13 protein-coding genes and 1 pseudogene are annotated in these 16,799 nt (G+C 26.9%); 7 read left to right on the plus strand and 7 right to left on the minus strand.

From position 1 onward, the window contains the following. Window positions 1-166: 166 nt before the first annotated feature. The 3 genes from dhaL (at window position 167) to BHAMNSH16_RS03960 (ending at window position 2,806) form a co-directional block, all read left to right on the plus strand. A complete protein-coding gene (dhaL, locus tag BHAMNSH16_RS03950) occupies window positions 167-781 on the plus strand; it encodes a dihydroxyacetone kinase subunit DhaL (RefSeq protein ID WP_008732193.1) in 615 nt (204 codons plus the stop codon). Between the two features lie 24 nt (window positions 782-805). Further along, the gene (gene dhaM, locus BHAMNSH16_RS03955) at window positions 806-2,251 is read left to right on the plus strand and encodes a dihydroxyacetone kinase phosphoryl donor subunit DhaM (RefSeq protein ID WP_069731603.1); all 1,446 of its coding nucleotides are present in this window, start codon (window positions 806-808) and stop codon (window positions 2,249-2,251) included. Between the two features lie 81 nt (window positions 2,252-2,332). After that, on the plus strand, window positions 2,333-2,806 hold the full coding sequence (locus BHAMNSH16_RS03960) for an ankyrin repeat domain-containing protein (protein ID WP_008732192.1): 474 nt from the start codon (window positions 2,333-2,335) through the stop codon (window positions 2,804-2,806). A gap of 37 nt (window positions 2,807-2,843) precedes the next feature. On the opposite strand, the gene BHAMNSH16_RS03965 is transcribed toward BHAMNSH16_RS03960, so the two are convergent. Beyond that, window positions 2,844-3,080, minus strand: a complete 237-nt coding sequence (locus BHAMNSH16_RS03965) for a hypothetical protein (protein ID WP_008723013.1) — start codon at window positions 3,078-3,080, stop codon at window positions 2,844-2,846. 256 nt (window positions 3,081-3,336) lie between these two features. Here BHAMNSH16_RS03965 and BHAMNSH16_RS03970 point away from each other — a divergent pair. Both BHAMNSH16_RS03970 and BHAMNSH16_RS03975 read left to right on the plus strand, forming a co-directional pair. Next, window positions 3,337-3,774 (plus strand): annotated as a pseudogene (locus tag BHAMNSH16_RS03970) (PepSY-like domain-containing protein). Between the two features lie 200 nt (window positions 3,775-3,974). After that, window positions 3,975-4,412 carry a PepSY-like domain-containing protein gene (locus BHAMNSH16_RS03975; RefSeq protein WP_008732191.1) on the plus strand — a complete coding sequence of 146 codons (438 nt, stop codon included), beginning with the start codon at window positions 3,975-3,977 and terminating at the stop codon, window positions 4,410-4,412. Between the two features lie 57 nt (window positions 4,413-4,469). Here the strand turns inward: BHAMNSH16_RS03975 and BHAMNSH16_RS03980 are convergent, their stop codons facing one another. The 5 genes from BHAMNSH16_RS03980 to BHAMNSH16_RS04000 all read right to left on the minus strand — a co-directional run bounded on the left by BHAMNSH16_RS03980 (window position 4,470) and on the right by BHAMNSH16_RS04000 (window position 13,041). Next, a complete protein-coding gene (locus BHAMNSH16_RS03980) occupies window positions 4,470-6,212 on the minus strand; it encodes an LTA synthase family protein (protein ID WP_008732190.1) in 1,743 nt (580 codons plus the stop codon). A gap of 111 nt (window positions 6,213-6,323) precedes the next feature. Then, complete coding sequence (locus BHAMNSH16_RS03985; protein WP_008732189.1) at window positions 6,324-7,550, minus strand: M20 metallopeptidase family protein; 1,227 nt, start codon at window positions 7,548-7,550, stop codon at window positions 6,324-6,326. A 23-nt stretch (window positions 7,551-7,573) separates the two neighbouring features. After that, on the minus strand, window positions 7,574-8,377 hold the full coding sequence (locus tag BHAMNSH16_RS03990) for a Cof-type HAD-IIB family hydrolase (protein WP_069731602.1): 804 nt from the start codon (window positions 8,375-8,377) through the stop codon (window positions 7,574-7,576). Window positions 8,378-8,397: 20 nt separating this feature from the next. Next, entirely contained in the window at window positions 8,398-9,201 is an 804-nt protein-coding gene (locus tag BHAMNSH16_RS03995; protein WP_008731087.1) for a Cof-type HAD-IIB family hydrolase, read from the minus strand. Window positions 9,202-9,282: 81 nt separating this feature from the next. Then, window positions 9,283-13,041 (minus strand): phosphoribosylformylglycinamidine synthase, encoded by a 3,759-nt coding sequence (locus BHAMNSH16_RS04000; protein WP_069731601.1) that lies wholly within the window; start codon window positions 13,039-13,041, stop codon window positions 9,283-9,285. A 239-nt stretch (window positions 13,042-13,280) separates the two neighbouring features. On the opposite strand from BHAMNSH16_RS04000, the gene BHAMNSH16_RS04005 reads away from it, so the two are divergent. Continuing rightward, a complete protein-coding gene (locus tag BHAMNSH16_RS04005) occupies window positions 13,281-13,664 on the plus strand; it encodes a glyoxalase/bleomycin resistance/extradiol dioxygenase family protein (protein ID WP_008731091.1) in 384 nt (127 codons plus the stop codon). A gap of 19 nt (window positions 13,665-13,683) precedes the next feature. After that, window positions 13,684-15,378 (plus strand): amidohydrolase, encoded by a 1,695-nt coding sequence (locus tag BHAMNSH16_RS04010; protein ID WP_008731093.1) that lies wholly within the window; start codon window positions 13,684-13,686, stop codon window positions 15,376-15,378. 65 nt (window positions 15,379-15,443) lie between these two features. On the opposite strand, the gene BHAMNSH16_RS04015 is transcribed toward BHAMNSH16_RS04010, so the two are convergent. Then, complete coding sequence (locus tag BHAMNSH16_RS04015) at window positions 15,444-16,766, minus strand: MATE family Na+-driven efflux transporter (protein WP_083250051.1); 1,323 nt, start codon at window positions 16,764-16,766, stop codon at window positions 15,444-15,446. Window positions 16,767-16,799: the final 33 nt, after the last annotated feature.

A 16,799-nucleotide genomic window follows, 5' to 3' on the forward strand; every position in this document is an offset into this window, starting at 1 on the left:
AAAATTTAATATTGTTTTTTAAATAAAATTTTTTATTAATAACATAGCAATAATAAATATAGTTTTAAAATACAAAAAAGATAAATATAAAAATTGCAGGCATCGGGAAAATTTATTTGGCATAACATTTTAGCAAACAATTTTTATTTTTATAAAGGATATATTTATGTGTAATAATGCAAAAATAAAAGAATGGCTTATTAATCTATCTCTTGTATACGATGAAAATAAAGATTATCTTACAAAATTGGATGCTGATATAGGAGATGCTGATCATGGAATAAATATGAGCAGAGGTTTTGGTTTTGTTAGAGATGCTTTAAGTAAAGATGATAATTCTTCAATATCTGCTATATTTAAACAAACAGCAACACTTCTTATAAAAAATGTAGGCGGAGCTTCAGGACCTTTATACGGTACTTTCTTTCTTAATGCTAGTATAGTTTCTGCTAATAAAGAGGAATTAACATTGAAAGATATAACAGAAATATTTAATAAAGGAATAAATGCTATATCAGCATTAGGAAAATCCAAAGAAGGTGAAAAAACTATGCTTGATACTCTGCTGCCGGCTTTTAATGCTATGAAAGAAAACAATGAAAATATAGAAGATTTTAAAAGCAAAGTATTAACATCGGCAGAAAATGGAATGAAATCAACTATAGATATGATTGCTACTAAGGGAAGAGCCAGCTATTTAGGAGAAAGGAGTGCAGGTCATCAGGATCCGGGAGCAGCTTCTTCATTTATGATGATAAAAGAATTAATAAATATTTTATAAAAAATTATATTAAAAGGAATTAATGTGGTTAGTTTAATATTTGTTTCACATAGTTACAAACTTGCTAAAATTGCAGCAGAATACATAAAAGAAGTTACTAATATTAATAATGTGGATATATCATTTTCAGGCGGAACAGGAAATAATCATAAAGAAATTGGTACAGATGCTGTTGATGTTTTTAATGCAATAGAGAGAGTATATTCAGATGACGGCGTTATTATATTTTGTGATTTGGGAAGTGCTTTGATAAGTTCTGAACTTGCAATATCTATGCTTGATGAAGAAAAATCAGCGAATGTTAGAATGACTTCAGCTCCTTTTATAGAAGGAGGAATAAATGCCGCTATACAGTCTTCATTAGGTAAAAATATAGACGAGGTTATTAATGAATCTCTTGAAAGCCTTACACCTAAAATATCTTATGTTAAAGATAAAGTTGATTATAATACAAATAATGAAGTATTAGATAATATAGAATTTAAAGATTATATTAAAGGAGAATATAAGATATTATTAGAAAATGGTTTTCATGCAAGACCTGTATTTATGTTTATTAATTTGATAGCCAATTCTAAAAGCGAGGTGTATATTTCAAATAAAACTAAACATAAACCTCCTGTATCTGCAGATAGTATCACTAAAGTAACATTATTAAATATAGAATATGGAGATGTGATGGAAATATATGCTAAAGGACCTGATGCTTATCAAGTTTTAGAGCGATTTGAACATTTGGTAAATGGAAAATTTGAAACAAAAAAGAAAACACCTCAGCAAAACACTATAAATAATAATATTATTATAGTCTCTGACGGATATGTAGTTGGAAAAGCAGTTTATATGTATTTTGGTATAGATGTAAAAAAAGAATATATAAAAGATACAAAGGCTGAAAAAGATAAATTCAACACAGCAATTGAAAATGTGAAAAAGGATCTCATAGAACAAAAAACAATCATAGAAGAAAAAAATCTTCAAAATAATGAATATCTAATCTTTGAAACTTATATATCTATGCTTTTTGATGATTATGCTTTAAAAGAAGTATACGATTTAATAGATAATAAAAAATATTCTGCTGCTTATTCATACAATAAAGTAATGAGAAATATATTCAAAAGTTTTGATTCTTTAGATGAAGGATACATAAAAGAAAGAAAATATGATATAGAAGATATACTATATCAAGTTTTAAAATATTTATTAGATATAAAAATTAATATGCCTAGTGATGATGATACAATATTAATAGTTGATAATGTATATGCTTCTATTGTAACTGAATTAGGGCAGAATATAAAAGGTGTGATTTCTATAAATGGAAGTGCTGTTTCTCATGCGGCTATACTTTTAAAATCATTAAATATACCTTATATTATATATAACTCTGCTATGGAATTAAAAGGAAAAGACATAGTTATAGATACTAAAAACAAAGAAGGAAAATTTGTTTATTTAAAAAAATAATAGCTTTTACTATAATAATTTTATATTGTTTTATAAACATATTACCGGTATATAAATTTTATATAAAATTTGGAAAAGACAATGAATTTCAACACTATCATCATAGTTGTAATAGTAGCCGTAATAATATTATGGCCTATTATAAAAAAAATAACTAAAAATATTAGAATAGAAAGCTCAGAAAATATACATATAGCTTGTTTATATGGCGATCTTTCAAAAATTAAGAGACTGCTAGCCTCCGGTGTTAATATTAATTCAAAAGATTTCAGCAATAAAACTCCTTTGATGTATGCTGCTGAAGACGGTGCTTTAGACACTATTGAATACCTCATTAAAAATGGTGCTAATATCAATGATATGGATGTAAGAGGAGATACTGCTTTAATAATAGCTGTAAAAAATAATAATATAAAAGCTACGCAGATGCTTATAGAAAATGGGGCTGATTTAAGAGTAAAAAATGAAGATAACAAAGATGCTCTTAATATAGCTAAAGATATGGGATGCAAAGAAATTGTTGATTTTATAGAAAATAAAAGAGAAAATATATAAAATACATTTTCTCTTTTAATACTAATTTTTTTATTTATTAATTATTATTGCTTCTTGTTATATTTGTGGATCCGCATATTGGACAATGAGACACTGAATCTTCAATGATATCATCAATTTGAGAAATATCATCATCTTCTGATATATTAATTTCTTTGTCATCTACTGCCCAAAAATTAGAACAATCTTTACAATAGAAATGTATTAGATATTCTCTATAAGTTGGATAATTGCCCTCTATTTTTCTATATCCATCTATAATGTTATGAGCCATACTCCCTCCTATTTTTACTTTATATTAGAATAATTTAAGATTTTTTTATAAAAAGTCAATATTTTTTTGTAAATTATTTTTAATAAAGAGTTTTTTTGTATACAAATTTCATATAAAAAATTATATAAAATTACTAAAATATAATATTATTAAAAAAATTGTAAAAAAATGATGTTATTCATAAACAATATTTTACACAAAAAAAATCTATAAGTTTTAATTACTGCTAAATGATTTTAATAAATAGGAGAAGCGTATGAAGAAAAAATTAAAACTTTTCATCTCTATAGTATCTTTAATGATGCTTTCAAGCCTAATTTTAACAGCAGAGGATATGCCTATACAAGCTAATCAATTACCTCAAAATGCTTAGACTTTTGTAAAAACTAATTTCCCAAATGATCAAATAGTTTATGCAGAACAAGACAGACAATCATATAAAGTGGAATTAGCAAGCGGAATAGAAATTGACTTTGATAAATCTGGAAATTGGACTGATGTATCTGGAAATAATAGGCCTATACCTACTCAATTTATACCTGCTGCAATATTAAATGCTGTAAAAACAAAATACCCTCAGATTGAAGTGTTGGATATAAGCAAAGAATATAATAGTTACAAATTAAAACTATCAAATAATAGAGAAGTTTATGTATCTAATAACGGACAGATAACAGGGGATAAATTAGATTAATAATTAAAAAATCAATAAAAGATCCGGCATATTTTATTAATGCCGGATTTTTTTATTTAAAATATATTTACATTATTTACTTTTTATTTACTTTTTTATATTTTAAGTAAATTTTTTTTTAAAATATTGTAAAATAACTTGACATTTATCTGTTTATGCATTATCATATAAGTATAACAAAAAACAAAAGGAGTTATCTTATGATAAAACATTTAAAACAAATTATATTAATCTCATCTGTAATGATGCTGTTTGCTGTTAGTGCCTTTGCTGCTGACATAGCTATACAGGCAAATCAGCTTCCTAAAAAAGCACAGGATTTTGTGAAAGCTAATTTTGCAAATGATCAAATAGTTTATGCTGAGCAGGACAGACAATCATATAAAGTGGAATTGGCTAGCGGCGTAGAAATTGATTTTGATAAAAATGGAGATTGGACTGATGTAGCTGGAAATAATCAGCCTATAACTACAAAATTTGTACCTGCTAATATAATTAAAACAGTAGAAGCTAAATATCCTCAAGTTCCTGTATTAGAAATAAGCAAAGAATATTTAAGCTTTAAATTAAAATTAGGAAACAACAGAGAAGTTTATGTTGATAACAACGGCAAAATTGTAGGAGATAAATTAGACTAATAATCTAATAAAAAAAAGGGCTGACAGTTAATTGTCAGTCCTTATTATTATAGAAAATCAATTATTTATACATTCATAAAAATACTTTTGTCCTCTAAATAAATCTTGAGATAATATTCTCTGAGCGTTATTCTGCTTATATGACAAACTATCTTTATCTATTTCTATTCTGACTATTTTTCCATTATCATTTGTGTAAAATGAATTATAAAATCTTATAATGCCGTCAGTTTTATCTTTATACAATAATGATATTATAGAATTTGTATAATCAGCTCCTGTATTTACCGCAACAAACATAGGTATATTTTCAGGAGGAAATCCATTCTCTTCAAATTTATAATAGCCGTTAGTTCCATTCCATATCAATATAGGAGAAATATCATAAGAATAAAAGAAATCATCTTTGATTGAATCATCTATAGATGAATTATGTATTATAGTTTTTAAATACGGATACAAATGATCATGTTTAAATATTATCAAAGCATCCGGATATTTTTCTAATATAGTATTTTTTGTATCTATTATATCTTTGGCCGTTAATGCAGAATTTTCCATTGTTTCAACTAAAACAGGTATATCTCTTTTATCTATTTTATCCATAAATCTTTTATTATTTTCATATACATCTAAGTCATTTTCAACATGGCTTCCTGCATGTCCCATAAATGTAAATCCTGTTATAAATACAGGCTTGTCAAAATCATTAGTATTTATATAATTTTTTATATTTGTAAGTCCTAAATTAAATACGACCTCATCTATACCTATATTGGGAAATAATGAATCAAGATAATATGTTACATCTGATTCCTCTAAAGCTATAGTATAATATCCATTTTCTTTCATCAAATAAGGCAAAGCTGTGTATACAGGTGTTTTCTGTTTTTTAGGAAATATAGGAGAAGTTCCTGTAAGCCCTGAAATTCTGGCAAATAAACTTCCATAGCTGTCATTAGGTCCTACTTTAGTTGAATTACTTGCCCATTCTCTGTATTCTTCAGGAAACGGATCTTTATCCATTAAAGGAAGAAAATGTTCATAATCATAAAAAGATTCTAAAAATATTACAAATACATCTCTCTTTTTATCCAAGTCATAAGATAGTATTAAATGGGATATATCTCTTTTATTCTGTGCATCTTTTAATATGTTAACTGCCTCCTGTACATTTTCCATATTTGAATTTACTTTCATAAATTTATCATAAGAAATTCTATAGCTTATAGTGTTAATAATACCGTACTTATTGGCTATATTAATATAATCAACATATATAGAATCCATTTTGATATTTCTAAAAAATGATATATAAGTTACAGCCGCAACTATTAAAGTCATTATAACAGCTTTTTTAATATCTATTTTATACATTTTAATCAATCTATATATAAAATATAAAGCATAGGCAAGTAAAAGTCCGAAATACAAAATAGTAGCTGATACTGTTATAATTTTCATATATAACGGAAGAACCTCTATAAGAGAAGGATACAAATCCGGCATATCAGTAAAAAATAAAGGCTTGGATTCTATAGTAATTCCCAATGGTTCTATAGCAAAAAAAGAAAATACGGCAACTATTATAAAAAAATAAGATATATAATTATTTTTATTAGATAGTATATATGATATTACAGAAAACAAATAAATATACAATATATCAGCAATGCTGAAATTCATTTTCATCACTGAAAACATCGGAAATAAAATTTGAGTTATAGAATAATACAGTAATAATATTAATAATAAAGAAATCAAATAAAAACTATTATCTTTAAATTTTATATTTTTCATATATGAGTCCATAAAAACTAAAATATTAAATACATATTATATAATATATATTTTTTTATACAATTATTTATTATTTTTTTATCTATATAAAAAATATAATATAAAAATATATTAATTTCTTTCTTTTCCAATATAAAACAAATCTTTTTTTGAATAACTTTCATACAGATTCATTATCTGAAGCATCAATCCTATTTCTATACAATTTTCATCTACATCAAATAATCCATTATGTGCTTTATATACTATCCCCTTCTTTTCATTCCTAGCACCTATATAAAAAAATGCCCCCGGTTTATTCTGAATAAAAAAAGAAAAATCTTCAGAACCTAAAGAAGGACTTAATTCTAATACTTTATTTTCACCCAACAACTTAGAAGCATTATCTCTTATAATATCTGAAGCATCTTTCCAATTTACAAGACTTGCAAAATAAACAGTTTCTATAAACTCAGCATCGCCGTCAAAAGAATTTGCTGCAAACTTTATAATCTTTTTTATTCTAGATTTTACTCTATCAATAATACTTTCTTTTAAAGCTCTTATGGTGCCTGTCATTTCAACATAATCGCATATTATATTTGTAGCAGTTCCTCCATTAATAGTACCTACTGTAACAACGGCACTATCCTCTGCCGCAATATTTCTGCTTATTACTGTTTGTAAATCATTTATTATTTTTGATGCAATAACTATAGCATCAACACCTCCTGAAGGGTTAGCCCCATGACTGCTTTTTCCATAAACTTTTATTATAAAATCTAAACAGCTAGCATTGACTATATTATCATTTACCTGTATATATCCAATATCAGCATTAGATGAAACATGAAGACCGTATATAACATTAACATTTTCTAATGCATTGTCTTTTATCATACGCAAAGCACCGCCTGTAGTTTCTTCTGCAGGCTGAAATATTAAACGAACATTGCAAGGAGGAATAATTTTTTCTTTATTATCAGCACTATTTGAAAATATATTTGCTATTCCCATATTAACAGTAGTATGCACATCATGTCCGCAAGCATGGCAAATACCTTTATTCTTAGAGGAATAATCACAATGTTTTAAATCCTCTATTGGGAGAGCATCAATATCCGCCCTAAAAGCAACAGTAAAATTTTTATCAATACCATCAATATCAGCTATGATACCTGTACCGGCAGATTTTGTTCTATGCCTTATATTATGAGATGTTAAATATTTGGATATTAATTCCATAGTTCTAAACTCTTCATTCGATAGTTCAGGATTGGAATGTATATCTCTTCTTATGCTGATTAATTCTTTTTTTATGCTTTTTATTTTATTTTTTATTAAATCTAATTCTTCCATAAAACAACTATCTTTTAAATTTATTATATTGAAAAAATGCGGCTTAAAAACTTTCCAACCCCATCTTCATCATTAGAAAGAGTAATATAATCAGCTTTTTGTTTTACAGTTTCTTCAGCATTTCCCATAGCAACACCAATACCGGCACATTCAATCATTTCAATATCATTCAAATTATCACCAAAAGCAATTGTATCTTTTATATCTATACCCTTTTTATTACAAATCCATTTCAAAGCATTACCCTTGCTTACATCTTTGCATATTATTTCTAATAATGTTTCGCCTGAAAAACAAGAATTAACATCAAAATTAGATTCTATATCCATTTTTAATTTATTTAAAATTTCTCTATTTCCAAAAATGATTATCTTATCAAATCTATAATCTTCTATGTTCTCTATACCAACAGTAATTTCTCTGGTTTTTTCAATTTGTACATATGATTTTATAGGAAAGTCTTCTTTTGACACTATATATTTTAAATCATCAAAAAAATGCAAACATACATTATATTTTTCTGCTAATTTAATAATGCATTTTGATATATTTTCATCTAGTCTTTTTCTGTATAAAATATTTCCATTAAAATCTATAATATTAGAGCCATTCATAACAATAGAATAATTATTATTATCTAAAATATCATTATACTTCTTTACTCCGTCAAATCCTCTTCCGCTTGATAATATAAGTTCTATTTTATAATCATTAATAAGTTTATTTAATATATCCTTAGTATAATTTCCTATTTCTTTTTTATTGTTAAGTAAAGTACCGTCTAAATCTGTAGCTATTAATTTTATTTTATCTTTTGAGATATTCATTATTTATCCTTAAATATAAATTATAATTCAAAAAAATTTTTTAAAAACCTTCCTACTCCATCTTCCTCATTAGAAAGAGTAACATAATCAGCTTTTTGTTTTACAATTTCTTCAGCATTTTCCATAGCAACTCCAATACCAGAATATTCTATCATCTCTATATCATTAAAATTGTCTCCAAATGCTATAGTATCTTTTATATCTATTTTTTTATTTTCACAAATCCATTTTAAAGCATTGCCTTTATTTGCTTCTTTATCTACAGCTTCTAAAAATAAAGTACCTGAAAAACAAGTATGAACACTATTTAATTCATCAATTTCTTTTTTTAATTTTTCTAAAATATCTCTTTGACCTAATATAAGCATTTTATCAAATCTATAGTCATTGATATTTTCAAGTCCCATAACTACATTAACTTTATTTTCTCTTTGAACATAAGATTTTATTGGAAAATCTTCTTTTGATACTATATATTTTCCATTATCATAAACATGAATACATACATCATATTTTTTTGATAACTCTATTATTTCTTTGGATGCATCTTCATCTAAAGTCTTTCTAAATATTATTTTTCCATTATTATCAGCAATAGAAGCTCCATTGAATATTATAGAGTAAGTATTATTTTCTAATATTTCATTATAATTTTTTATTCCTTCATAAGGTCTTCCGCTTGATAATATAAAGTTTATATTATATTCATTGATAAGTTTTTTAATTATTTGTTGATTATATTCTGAAATTTCTTTATTGCCGTTAAGCAAAGTGCCGTCCAAGTCAGCTGCTATTAATTTTATTTTTTCTTTTGAAATATTCATAATATATCCTTATACATTAAAAAAATATAACAGGTATAGTTAAAATATTTATATATACTTGTTTATAATATTAATTATTTTTTATTTAAAATAATTTACACCATTTTCAAAAATATTGTAAATATCTTTTGTGATGATGTTTTTGTATAGATTATTTGCGTATCTTTCACTATGTCCCATTTTACCCAATACTTTTCCATCTTCTGAAATTATACCTTCTATAGCATAAGCCGAACCATTAGGATTAAATCTAAACTCATTAGTAGGTTCTGATTCAAAATTGACATATTGGGTAGCAACTTGTCCTTTTTTTATTAACTCTTTTATAATATTTTCATCGGCAAAGAATCTGCCCTCACCATGTGAAACAGGAACAACCAATTCGCTTCCAACAGGTATATTGTAAAGCCAAGGAGAATTATTTGACACTACCTTTGTTGTAACCATTTGAGAAATATGCCTTCCTATTTTATTGAATGTAAGAGTTGGTGAGTTTTCTGTAATGTTACCTATTTTTCCATAAGGAAGAAGCCCAGACTTTATTAAAGCCTGAAAACCGTTGCATATACCTAAAACAAGCCCATCTCGTTCTAATAATTTATGTATAGAAGTTTTTATTTTTTCATTTGTAAGTATTGCTGAAATAAACTTTCCAGAACCGTCTGGCTCATCAGCTGCACTAAATCCGCCCGGTATCATAAATATTTGAGAATTATCTATTTTTTTAGACATCTCTTCTATTGACTCTTTTATGTACTCTGGTTTTATATTTCTAAATACAAATATGTCGGTTGAAGCTCCTGCATCAGAAAATACTTTCTGAGTATCATATTCGCAGTTTGTACCTAAGAATGAAGCTATTAAAACATTAGGCTTAGCTTTTTTGTTTTTGCATATAAAAGGAGTTTTTCTCTCATAAATAGCTAGAGGATAAATTTCTATTTCTTCATTAGTTTTATAAGGGAATACTGACGATAATTTTTCAAGCCATGATTTTTCTATTTCTTCTAAGTCTACAACTTCACCGCATACTTTTATTTTGTATTCATTGATAGTTTTTCCTATTAGAATAGCATTTTTATAATTTAATTCTTCTTTAGTTTCTACTATAAATGAAGCAGGCATAAGATTAAAGAAGTAAAGCTCATCTTTTATATTAACGCCTATTCTGTTGCCGAAAGACATTTTTGTTAAAGCCTCAGCAATACCTCCAAATTTAATTGTATATGCTGATAGTATTTTCTTATCTTTTATATTTTGATGTAAAAAGTCAAAGTTTTCTTTTATCTCTTCTACATTAGGCATGTAATTTTCTTTCATATTATGCTTTATCAAGTAAACATAATTATTAGCAGATTTGAACTCTGGAGAAATTACATCATTGCTGTCAATAGCTGCTACTGCAAATGATATTAAAGTGGAAGGCACAGATATATTATTAAAAGTACCGCTCATAGAATCCTTTCCGCCTATAGCTGGTATATCAAACTCTGTCTGAGCATATATTGTACCAAGTAATGCCGAATAAACTTTTCCCCATTTTTTAGCATCATTGCCTAACTTTTCAAAATATTCTTGGAATGATAGTCTTATATTTTTATAATCTATTCCAACAGAAACAAGTTTTGACATAGATTCTATTACAGAGTATATTCCGCCATGAAACTCAGACCATTTCATAATAGAAGGATTATACCCCCAAGTAATAGCAGAAGCTGTATTAATTTCTTTTGCATTATTATCAAATATTGGTATTTTTTGAATGCTTACATCACTTGGAGTCATTTGATATTTTCCTCCGAAAGGCATTAACACTGTAGAAGCTCCTATTGATGAGTCAAACATTTCAATTAAACCTTTTTGAGAAGCGACATTCAAATCTTCTGCCATATTAAACCAATGCGATTTTAAAGAGCATGCATTTTTTGTACTGAAAGGATTATTTTCAAAATCAATATTTTTTAATACGGCATTAGTTTCCTGTTTAGCTCCGTTGGTATCTAAAAACTTACGGCTTATATCTACAATTTTTTTGCCTTTCAAGTACATCACAAGTCTGTTAGTATCAGTTATTACAGCAACCTTTGTAGCTTCAATATTTTCATCATTGGCTAATTTTATAAAGTTATCAGCATCTTTACTTTCAACTACAACAGCCATTCTCTCCTGAGATTCTGATATTGCTAGTTCAGTACCATTTAGCCCTAAATATTTTACAGGAAGCACATCAAGATTAATGTCAATTCCGTCAGATAATTCTCCAATAGCAACTGAAACTCCGCCCGCACCGAAATCATTACATTTTTTTATTAATTTTGTAACTTCTTTATTTCTAAATAGTCTCTGTATTTTTCTCTCTTCTGGGGCATTACCCTTTTGTACCTCAGCACCGCATAGTCTTAAAGATGTGTCAGTATGGCTTTTTGATGAACCTGTAGCTCCTCCGCATCCGTCTCTTCCTGTTCTTCCGCCAAGCACTATAACAATGTCGCCTGCTTTTGGTTTTTCTCTTCTTACATAGCTTACTGGAACAGCTCCTACTACTGCACCTACTTCAAGTCTTTTTGCTTTATATCCTTCATCATATATTTCATTAACTAAGCAAGTTGTAAGTCCTATTTGGTTTCCGTAAGAAGAATATCCTGCTGCTGCAGTAGTAGTAATTTTCTTTTGAGGAAGTTTCCCAGCCAAAGTATCTTCTAATTTTTCTAAGGGGTTTGCACTTCCTGTAACTCTTATCGCCTGATATACATAGCTTCTTCCAGATAGAGGATCTCTTATAGCTCCTCCCAAACAAGTAGAAGCTCCTCCAAAAGGTTCAATCTCTGTTGGGTGATTATGAGTTTCATTTTTAAACATTAATAAATATTTTTCTATCTTGTTTTTTCCGTTTTCATCTACAGCATCAACATCTATATAAATAGAACATGCATTTATCTCATCTGAAATCTCTAAATCTTCAAGCTTGCCTTTTTTCTTTATATATTTTGCTGATACCGTAGCCATATCCATTAAGTTAATATCTCTTTTACTGTCAACATCTTCACCGTAAAGCTCTTTTCTCATATCATAGTATCTATTAATGGTATTAAGTATTACTTCTGCAAAATTACTTTTATTTTCTTTTAATGCATCTTCTAACTGCACATCATTAATTTTTGTCATAAATGTTGTGTGTCTGCAGTGATCTGACCAATATGTATCAAGAACTTTTATTTCTGTTTCTGTTGGGTTTCTTTTTTCTTCATTTTTGAAATAATTCTGTACGAACTCTATATCTTTATATGTCATAGCCAAATCAAGATTATTTCTATACTCTGCTAATTCTTCACTGTTGAAATTAATAAAGTTTTCTACTTCTTTTATATCATCAGCTTTTTGAGATTCTTCTATTTCTAATTTACTTAAATCTTTTTCTCTGCTTTCTACAGGGTTAATATAGAATTTTTTTATTTTTTCTATAGTGCTTTCATCAATATTGCCTTCAAAAACTATAACCTTACCGCTTACTATAGAAACATTTTCAATATTGTTATATATTAGTTTAAGGCATTGAACTGCTGAATCTGCCCTTTGGTCAAACTGACCTGGTAAATATTCCACTGCAAAATGTTTTAAGTTTTCAAAGTCTTTCTTTTCAACTATTTTATCAGTAGGAGGCTCTGAAAATATTACTTTAATAGATTTATTTAACTGACTTTCTTCTATATTAAAGATATCATAAACATTAAGAAGTCTTATACTAGATTTTATTTTAAAATTTTCTTTTAATTGATTTTCTAATCTTTTAGCTTCCAAATTAAAGCCGTCTTTTTTTTCTATAAAGATACGATAATTCATTGATACTATTTTCCTAATTAATTTTTTAATATAATGATTATATATGCAATGCTTATTATATCAATAGTTTTGAAAAGTGATTTTTGTTATAATTATTTTTATTAATAAAAAATTCTATATAATTTTTAGTCGATAGTTCATTATTTTTACTGTAATTACTCATATAAAAAGAAAATAGCTATTTTTAATTTTTATATTAATGTTATAATAATATAAGTATTTTATTATGAGGCTATAACATGAAAATATCTCATATTGCTGTTTGGGTTAAAGATTTAGATAGTATTAAAAATTTTTATATTAGGTATTTTAATTGTAAATGCAATGAAAAATATATAAACGAGAAAAAAGGCTTTGAATCATATTTTCTCACATTTGAAGATAACTGCCGATTAGAAATAATGACTAGAAAGGATATAAAGGATAGAAACACTAACGATGATATATACGGATTTGCTCATATTGCCTTGTCTGTTGGAAGCAAAGAAAAAGTTGACAGCCTAACAAAAGAATTAGAAAGTGACGGATTTAAAATCGCATCATATCCAAGAACTACAGGCGACGGATATTATGAGAGTGTAATACTAGACAATGAAAATAATAAAATAGAGATAACTATATAAAAATTAAGAGGTTATAAAAATGAAAAAATTATATTTTGTATTATTAATGATTTTATCTGTATTATCCATTTCATGTTATGATAAAATAACTCATAAGATAAAAGTTTATCATAATGGCAATATACTTACTATGATAGGCGAAGAACCTTCTTATGCTAGAGCCATTGAAGTGAGAGATAATACAATAATGAAAATAGCATACACAGAAGAAGATGAAAAAAGTATTTTAAATAATGTATATACTGAAGCGGTAGATTTAAAAGGCAAAACTTTAATGCCGGGATTTATAGATTCTCATAGCCATTTAGTGAGATTTGCTCAAGCTCTTACAACAGTAGATTTGACAGGCTCTACTAATATGCTTGAGATTGCTCAAAAAATTACTAATTATATAGAAGTTAATAAATTAAAACCAGATGCTTGGGTAGTTGGTTTCGGATATGATAATAATTTACTTCCGGGCAAAAAAAATCCAAACAGAGATGATTTGGATAAAATTTCAACTACTCACCCAATATTTATAACGCATGCCTCAGGACATGTCGGAGCTATGAACTCAAAGGCATTAGAAGAGTTCGGAGTTAATGAAAATACCCCTGATATACCCGGAGGCGTAATAGAAAGATATCCTGACAGCAGAAAACCTACAGGATATATGGAAGAGGCAGCATTTATGCATTATGCACAGAGTATTAAATTTTCTTTTACAGATGAGGATTTGATGAACTTTATCAATCAGGCAGAAGATGTTTATTTGGGATACGGTATTACAACAGCACAGGATGCATTAATTTCTACGGCAGAATTTCCTCTTATAAATAATATGATAACTAATAACAGATTCAAAATAGATATTATAGGATTTATAGACTTAAAAAATTCTTATTCATTGGCTAAAACTAATAGTGAAATGCTAGGCAATTACAAGAACAGATTTAAAATAGGCGGATATAAAATATTTTTGGACGGTTCTCCTCAAGCAAAAACAGCATGGCTTGAACAGCCTTATGTAAGCGGTCCTGCAAGATACAGAGGATATGGAATATATAGCAACAGCGATGTAGAAAAATTTGTAGAAACTGCATTAGATGATAAAATGCAGCTTCAGGCTCATTGCAATGGAGATGCCGCAGCAGATCAGTATATTAATGCTTTCAGTAATGTTATGATAAAAAGAAATACAACAAATAATTACAGAGCAGTTTTAGTTCATAGCCAAATAATAAGGGAAGAACAGTATACTTCTATGTCAAATTTTAATATAATACCTTCTATATTTGTAGCACATGTTTATTATTGGGGAGATGTTCATTTAGCAAATTTAGGTATGGAAAGAGCTTCTCAAATTAGTGCTTCAAAAACAGCATTAAATAATAATTTAGCATTCACATATCATCAGGACACACCTGTAATAAAACCTAATATGCTTGAAACTATTTGGTGTGCCGTTAATAGGATTACTAAAGATGGCGTATTACTAGGAGAAAATCAAAAAGTTACTCCTTATGAGGCTTTAAAGGCTATAACTATTAATGCAGCTTATCAAAATAAAGAAGAACATTTAAAAGGAACTATAGAAGAAGGTAAATTAGCTGATTTAGTTATATTAAGCGATAATCCTCTAACTTGCGATCCTATGAAAATAAAAGATATAGAAGTGCTTGAAACTATAAAAGAAGGAAAAACTTTGTATACAAAAAAATCTGAATTATAAATTGATTAAATAAAATTAAAATGATAAATTACTGCATTTTTTATAAAAATAAATGCAGTAATTTTTTATATATTATGTTTTTCCAATTCTATAATTTTTCTAATCTTAACAAAATAAATTATGTATATAATCACTGTAGATATTAAAATAGCAATTCCAAATCTTAAAGTTATGTTCAAAAGTGTAACCTCATATACTCCTTTTAAATACAAGATGAAATATGGTATATTGAAAAAAGTATTAACTATAAAAGACTGAAGAAGCATATATTTAATTTGTCCTATAGCGTACAATAAATTAGATATGATATTATAATATGCATAGAATATATAAAAAGGAAAAAGTATCATAATCAATGACATAACAGATTCAAGATTTTGGGCATTCATTATATACTTCATAAAATATTTGTATGTAGGTATCAATGCTATCCATATAATAACACATATAGTTGTAAGAAGAACATAAGGCTTTAAACTTCTGCTATGATCTTTGGATAAATCTGTTTTTATCAATGTGCCTATTTGATTTATAGGAATTAAAAGCCAAGCCCAATAAAAAGAATTTGCAACCCAATAATTACCCTGCTCTCCCACAATATTAATCATTCTCAAAAGCACTATACTATAAATTAAATTTCTATAAAATGATTCAAGTCCTGATATTACATTTAATGAACTTATTTTCTTATTCCACAAAAATTGAAGTTTTATTTTATCAAAAATATTATATCCGCTTTTACTTAATAATATTAAAGCTATTATTACAGAAATTAAATTCGATATTATATTATTATATGCTATACCATTAACACCCAAATTCAAAGATATAGGATATTGAGAAACAAAAAGAATATCAAAAATAATAGTTAAAAACATTTTTATTGTAGTTATTACAAAAATAGATTTATAATTTTCCAAAGCTGTATGAACTATTATCATCAAATTAAACAATACTATAGTGATATTAGCCAAAGACTCTAATCTTATATATGCAGTAGTTTGCTGATAAAGTTCTGTCTGCTGCTTCATAACAGTAACTAAATGACCTGCAAATACATTTATAACAAAAGCCATTATTATATATATAAAAGTTATTATTAATATAGAGCTTCTTACTTTATTGATGAATATATATTTTTCTTCAAATGAATCTTTATCTTTTATTTTACCAAAGAAGAAAAAAAGAGGTGCTATTATAGCTTCCTCAAATACCTCGTATATGATTCCAAGCCACATTTGCTGAGAGGCAATATTTATTCCGCTTGCATTAGGATAACTGTCAAGCAAATATATCCTGAATGTTGAATAAATAGAAGGAATCAGAGCCTGTATCATAAGAACGATAAAAAGTCTGAAATTAATTCTTTTTATTAAATTTATAGACATGATTCATTTCCTAATTTATTTTTTATAGATATG

Source organism: Brachyspira hampsonii, from assembly GCF_002214805.1.
GTDB classification, from domain to species: Bacteria; Spirochaetota; Brachyspiria; order Brachyspirales; family Brachyspiraceae; genus Brachyspira; species Brachyspira hampsonii.

What these genes read in the sequence shown, in the direction of transcription:
- dhaL (WP_008732193.1), top strand. Translation starts at nt 167, where the DNA reads ATGTGTAATAATGCAAAAATAAAAGAATGGCTTATTAATCTATCTCTT.
- BHAMNSH16_RS03960 (WP_008732192.1), top strand. Translation starts at nt 2,333, where the DNA reads ATGAATTTCAACACTATCATCATAGTTGTAATAGTAGCCGTAATAATA.
- BHAMNSH16_RS03965 (WP_008723013.1), bottom strand. Translation starts at nt 3,080, where the DNA reads ATGGCTCATAACATTATAGATGGATATAGAAAAATAGAGGGCAATTAT.
- BHAMNSH16_RS03975 (WP_008732191.1), top strand. Translation starts at nt 3,975, where the DNA reads ATGATAAAACATTTAAAACAAATTATATTAATCTCATCTGTAATGATG.
- BHAMNSH16_RS03980 (WP_008732190.1), bottom strand. Translation starts at nt 6,212, where the DNA reads ATGAAAAATATAAAATTTAAAGATAATAGTTTTTATTTGATTTCTTTA.
- BHAMNSH16_RS03985 (WP_008732189.1), bottom strand. Translation starts at nt 7,550, where the DNA reads ATGGAAGAATTAGATTTAATAAAAAATAAAATAAAAAGCATAAAAAAA.
- BHAMNSH16_RS03990 (WP_069731602.1), bottom strand. Translation starts at nt 8,377, where the DNA reads ATGAATATCTCAAAAGATAAAATAAAATTAATAGCTACAGATTTAGAC.
- BHAMNSH16_RS03995 (WP_008731087.1), bottom strand. Translation starts at nt 9,201, where the DNA reads ATGAATATTTCAAAAGAAAAAATAAAATTAATAGCAGCTGACTTGGAC.
- BHAMNSH16_RS04000 (WP_069731601.1), bottom strand. Translation starts at nt 13,041, where the DNA reads ATGAATTATCGTATCTTTATAGAAAAAAAAGACGGCTTTAATTTGGAA.
- BHAMNSH16_RS04005 (WP_008731091.1), top strand. Translation starts at nt 13,281, where the DNA reads ATGAAAATATCTCATATTGCTGTTTGGGTTAAAGATTTAGATAGTATT.
- BHAMNSH16_RS04010 (WP_008731093.1), top strand. Translation starts at nt 13,684, where the DNA reads ATGAAAAAATTATATTTTGTATTATTAATGATTTTATCTGTATTATCC.
- BHAMNSH16_RS04015 (WP_083250051.1), bottom strand. Translation starts at nt 16,766, where the DNA reads ATGTCTATAAATTTAATAAAAAGAATTAATTTCAGACTTTTTATCGTT.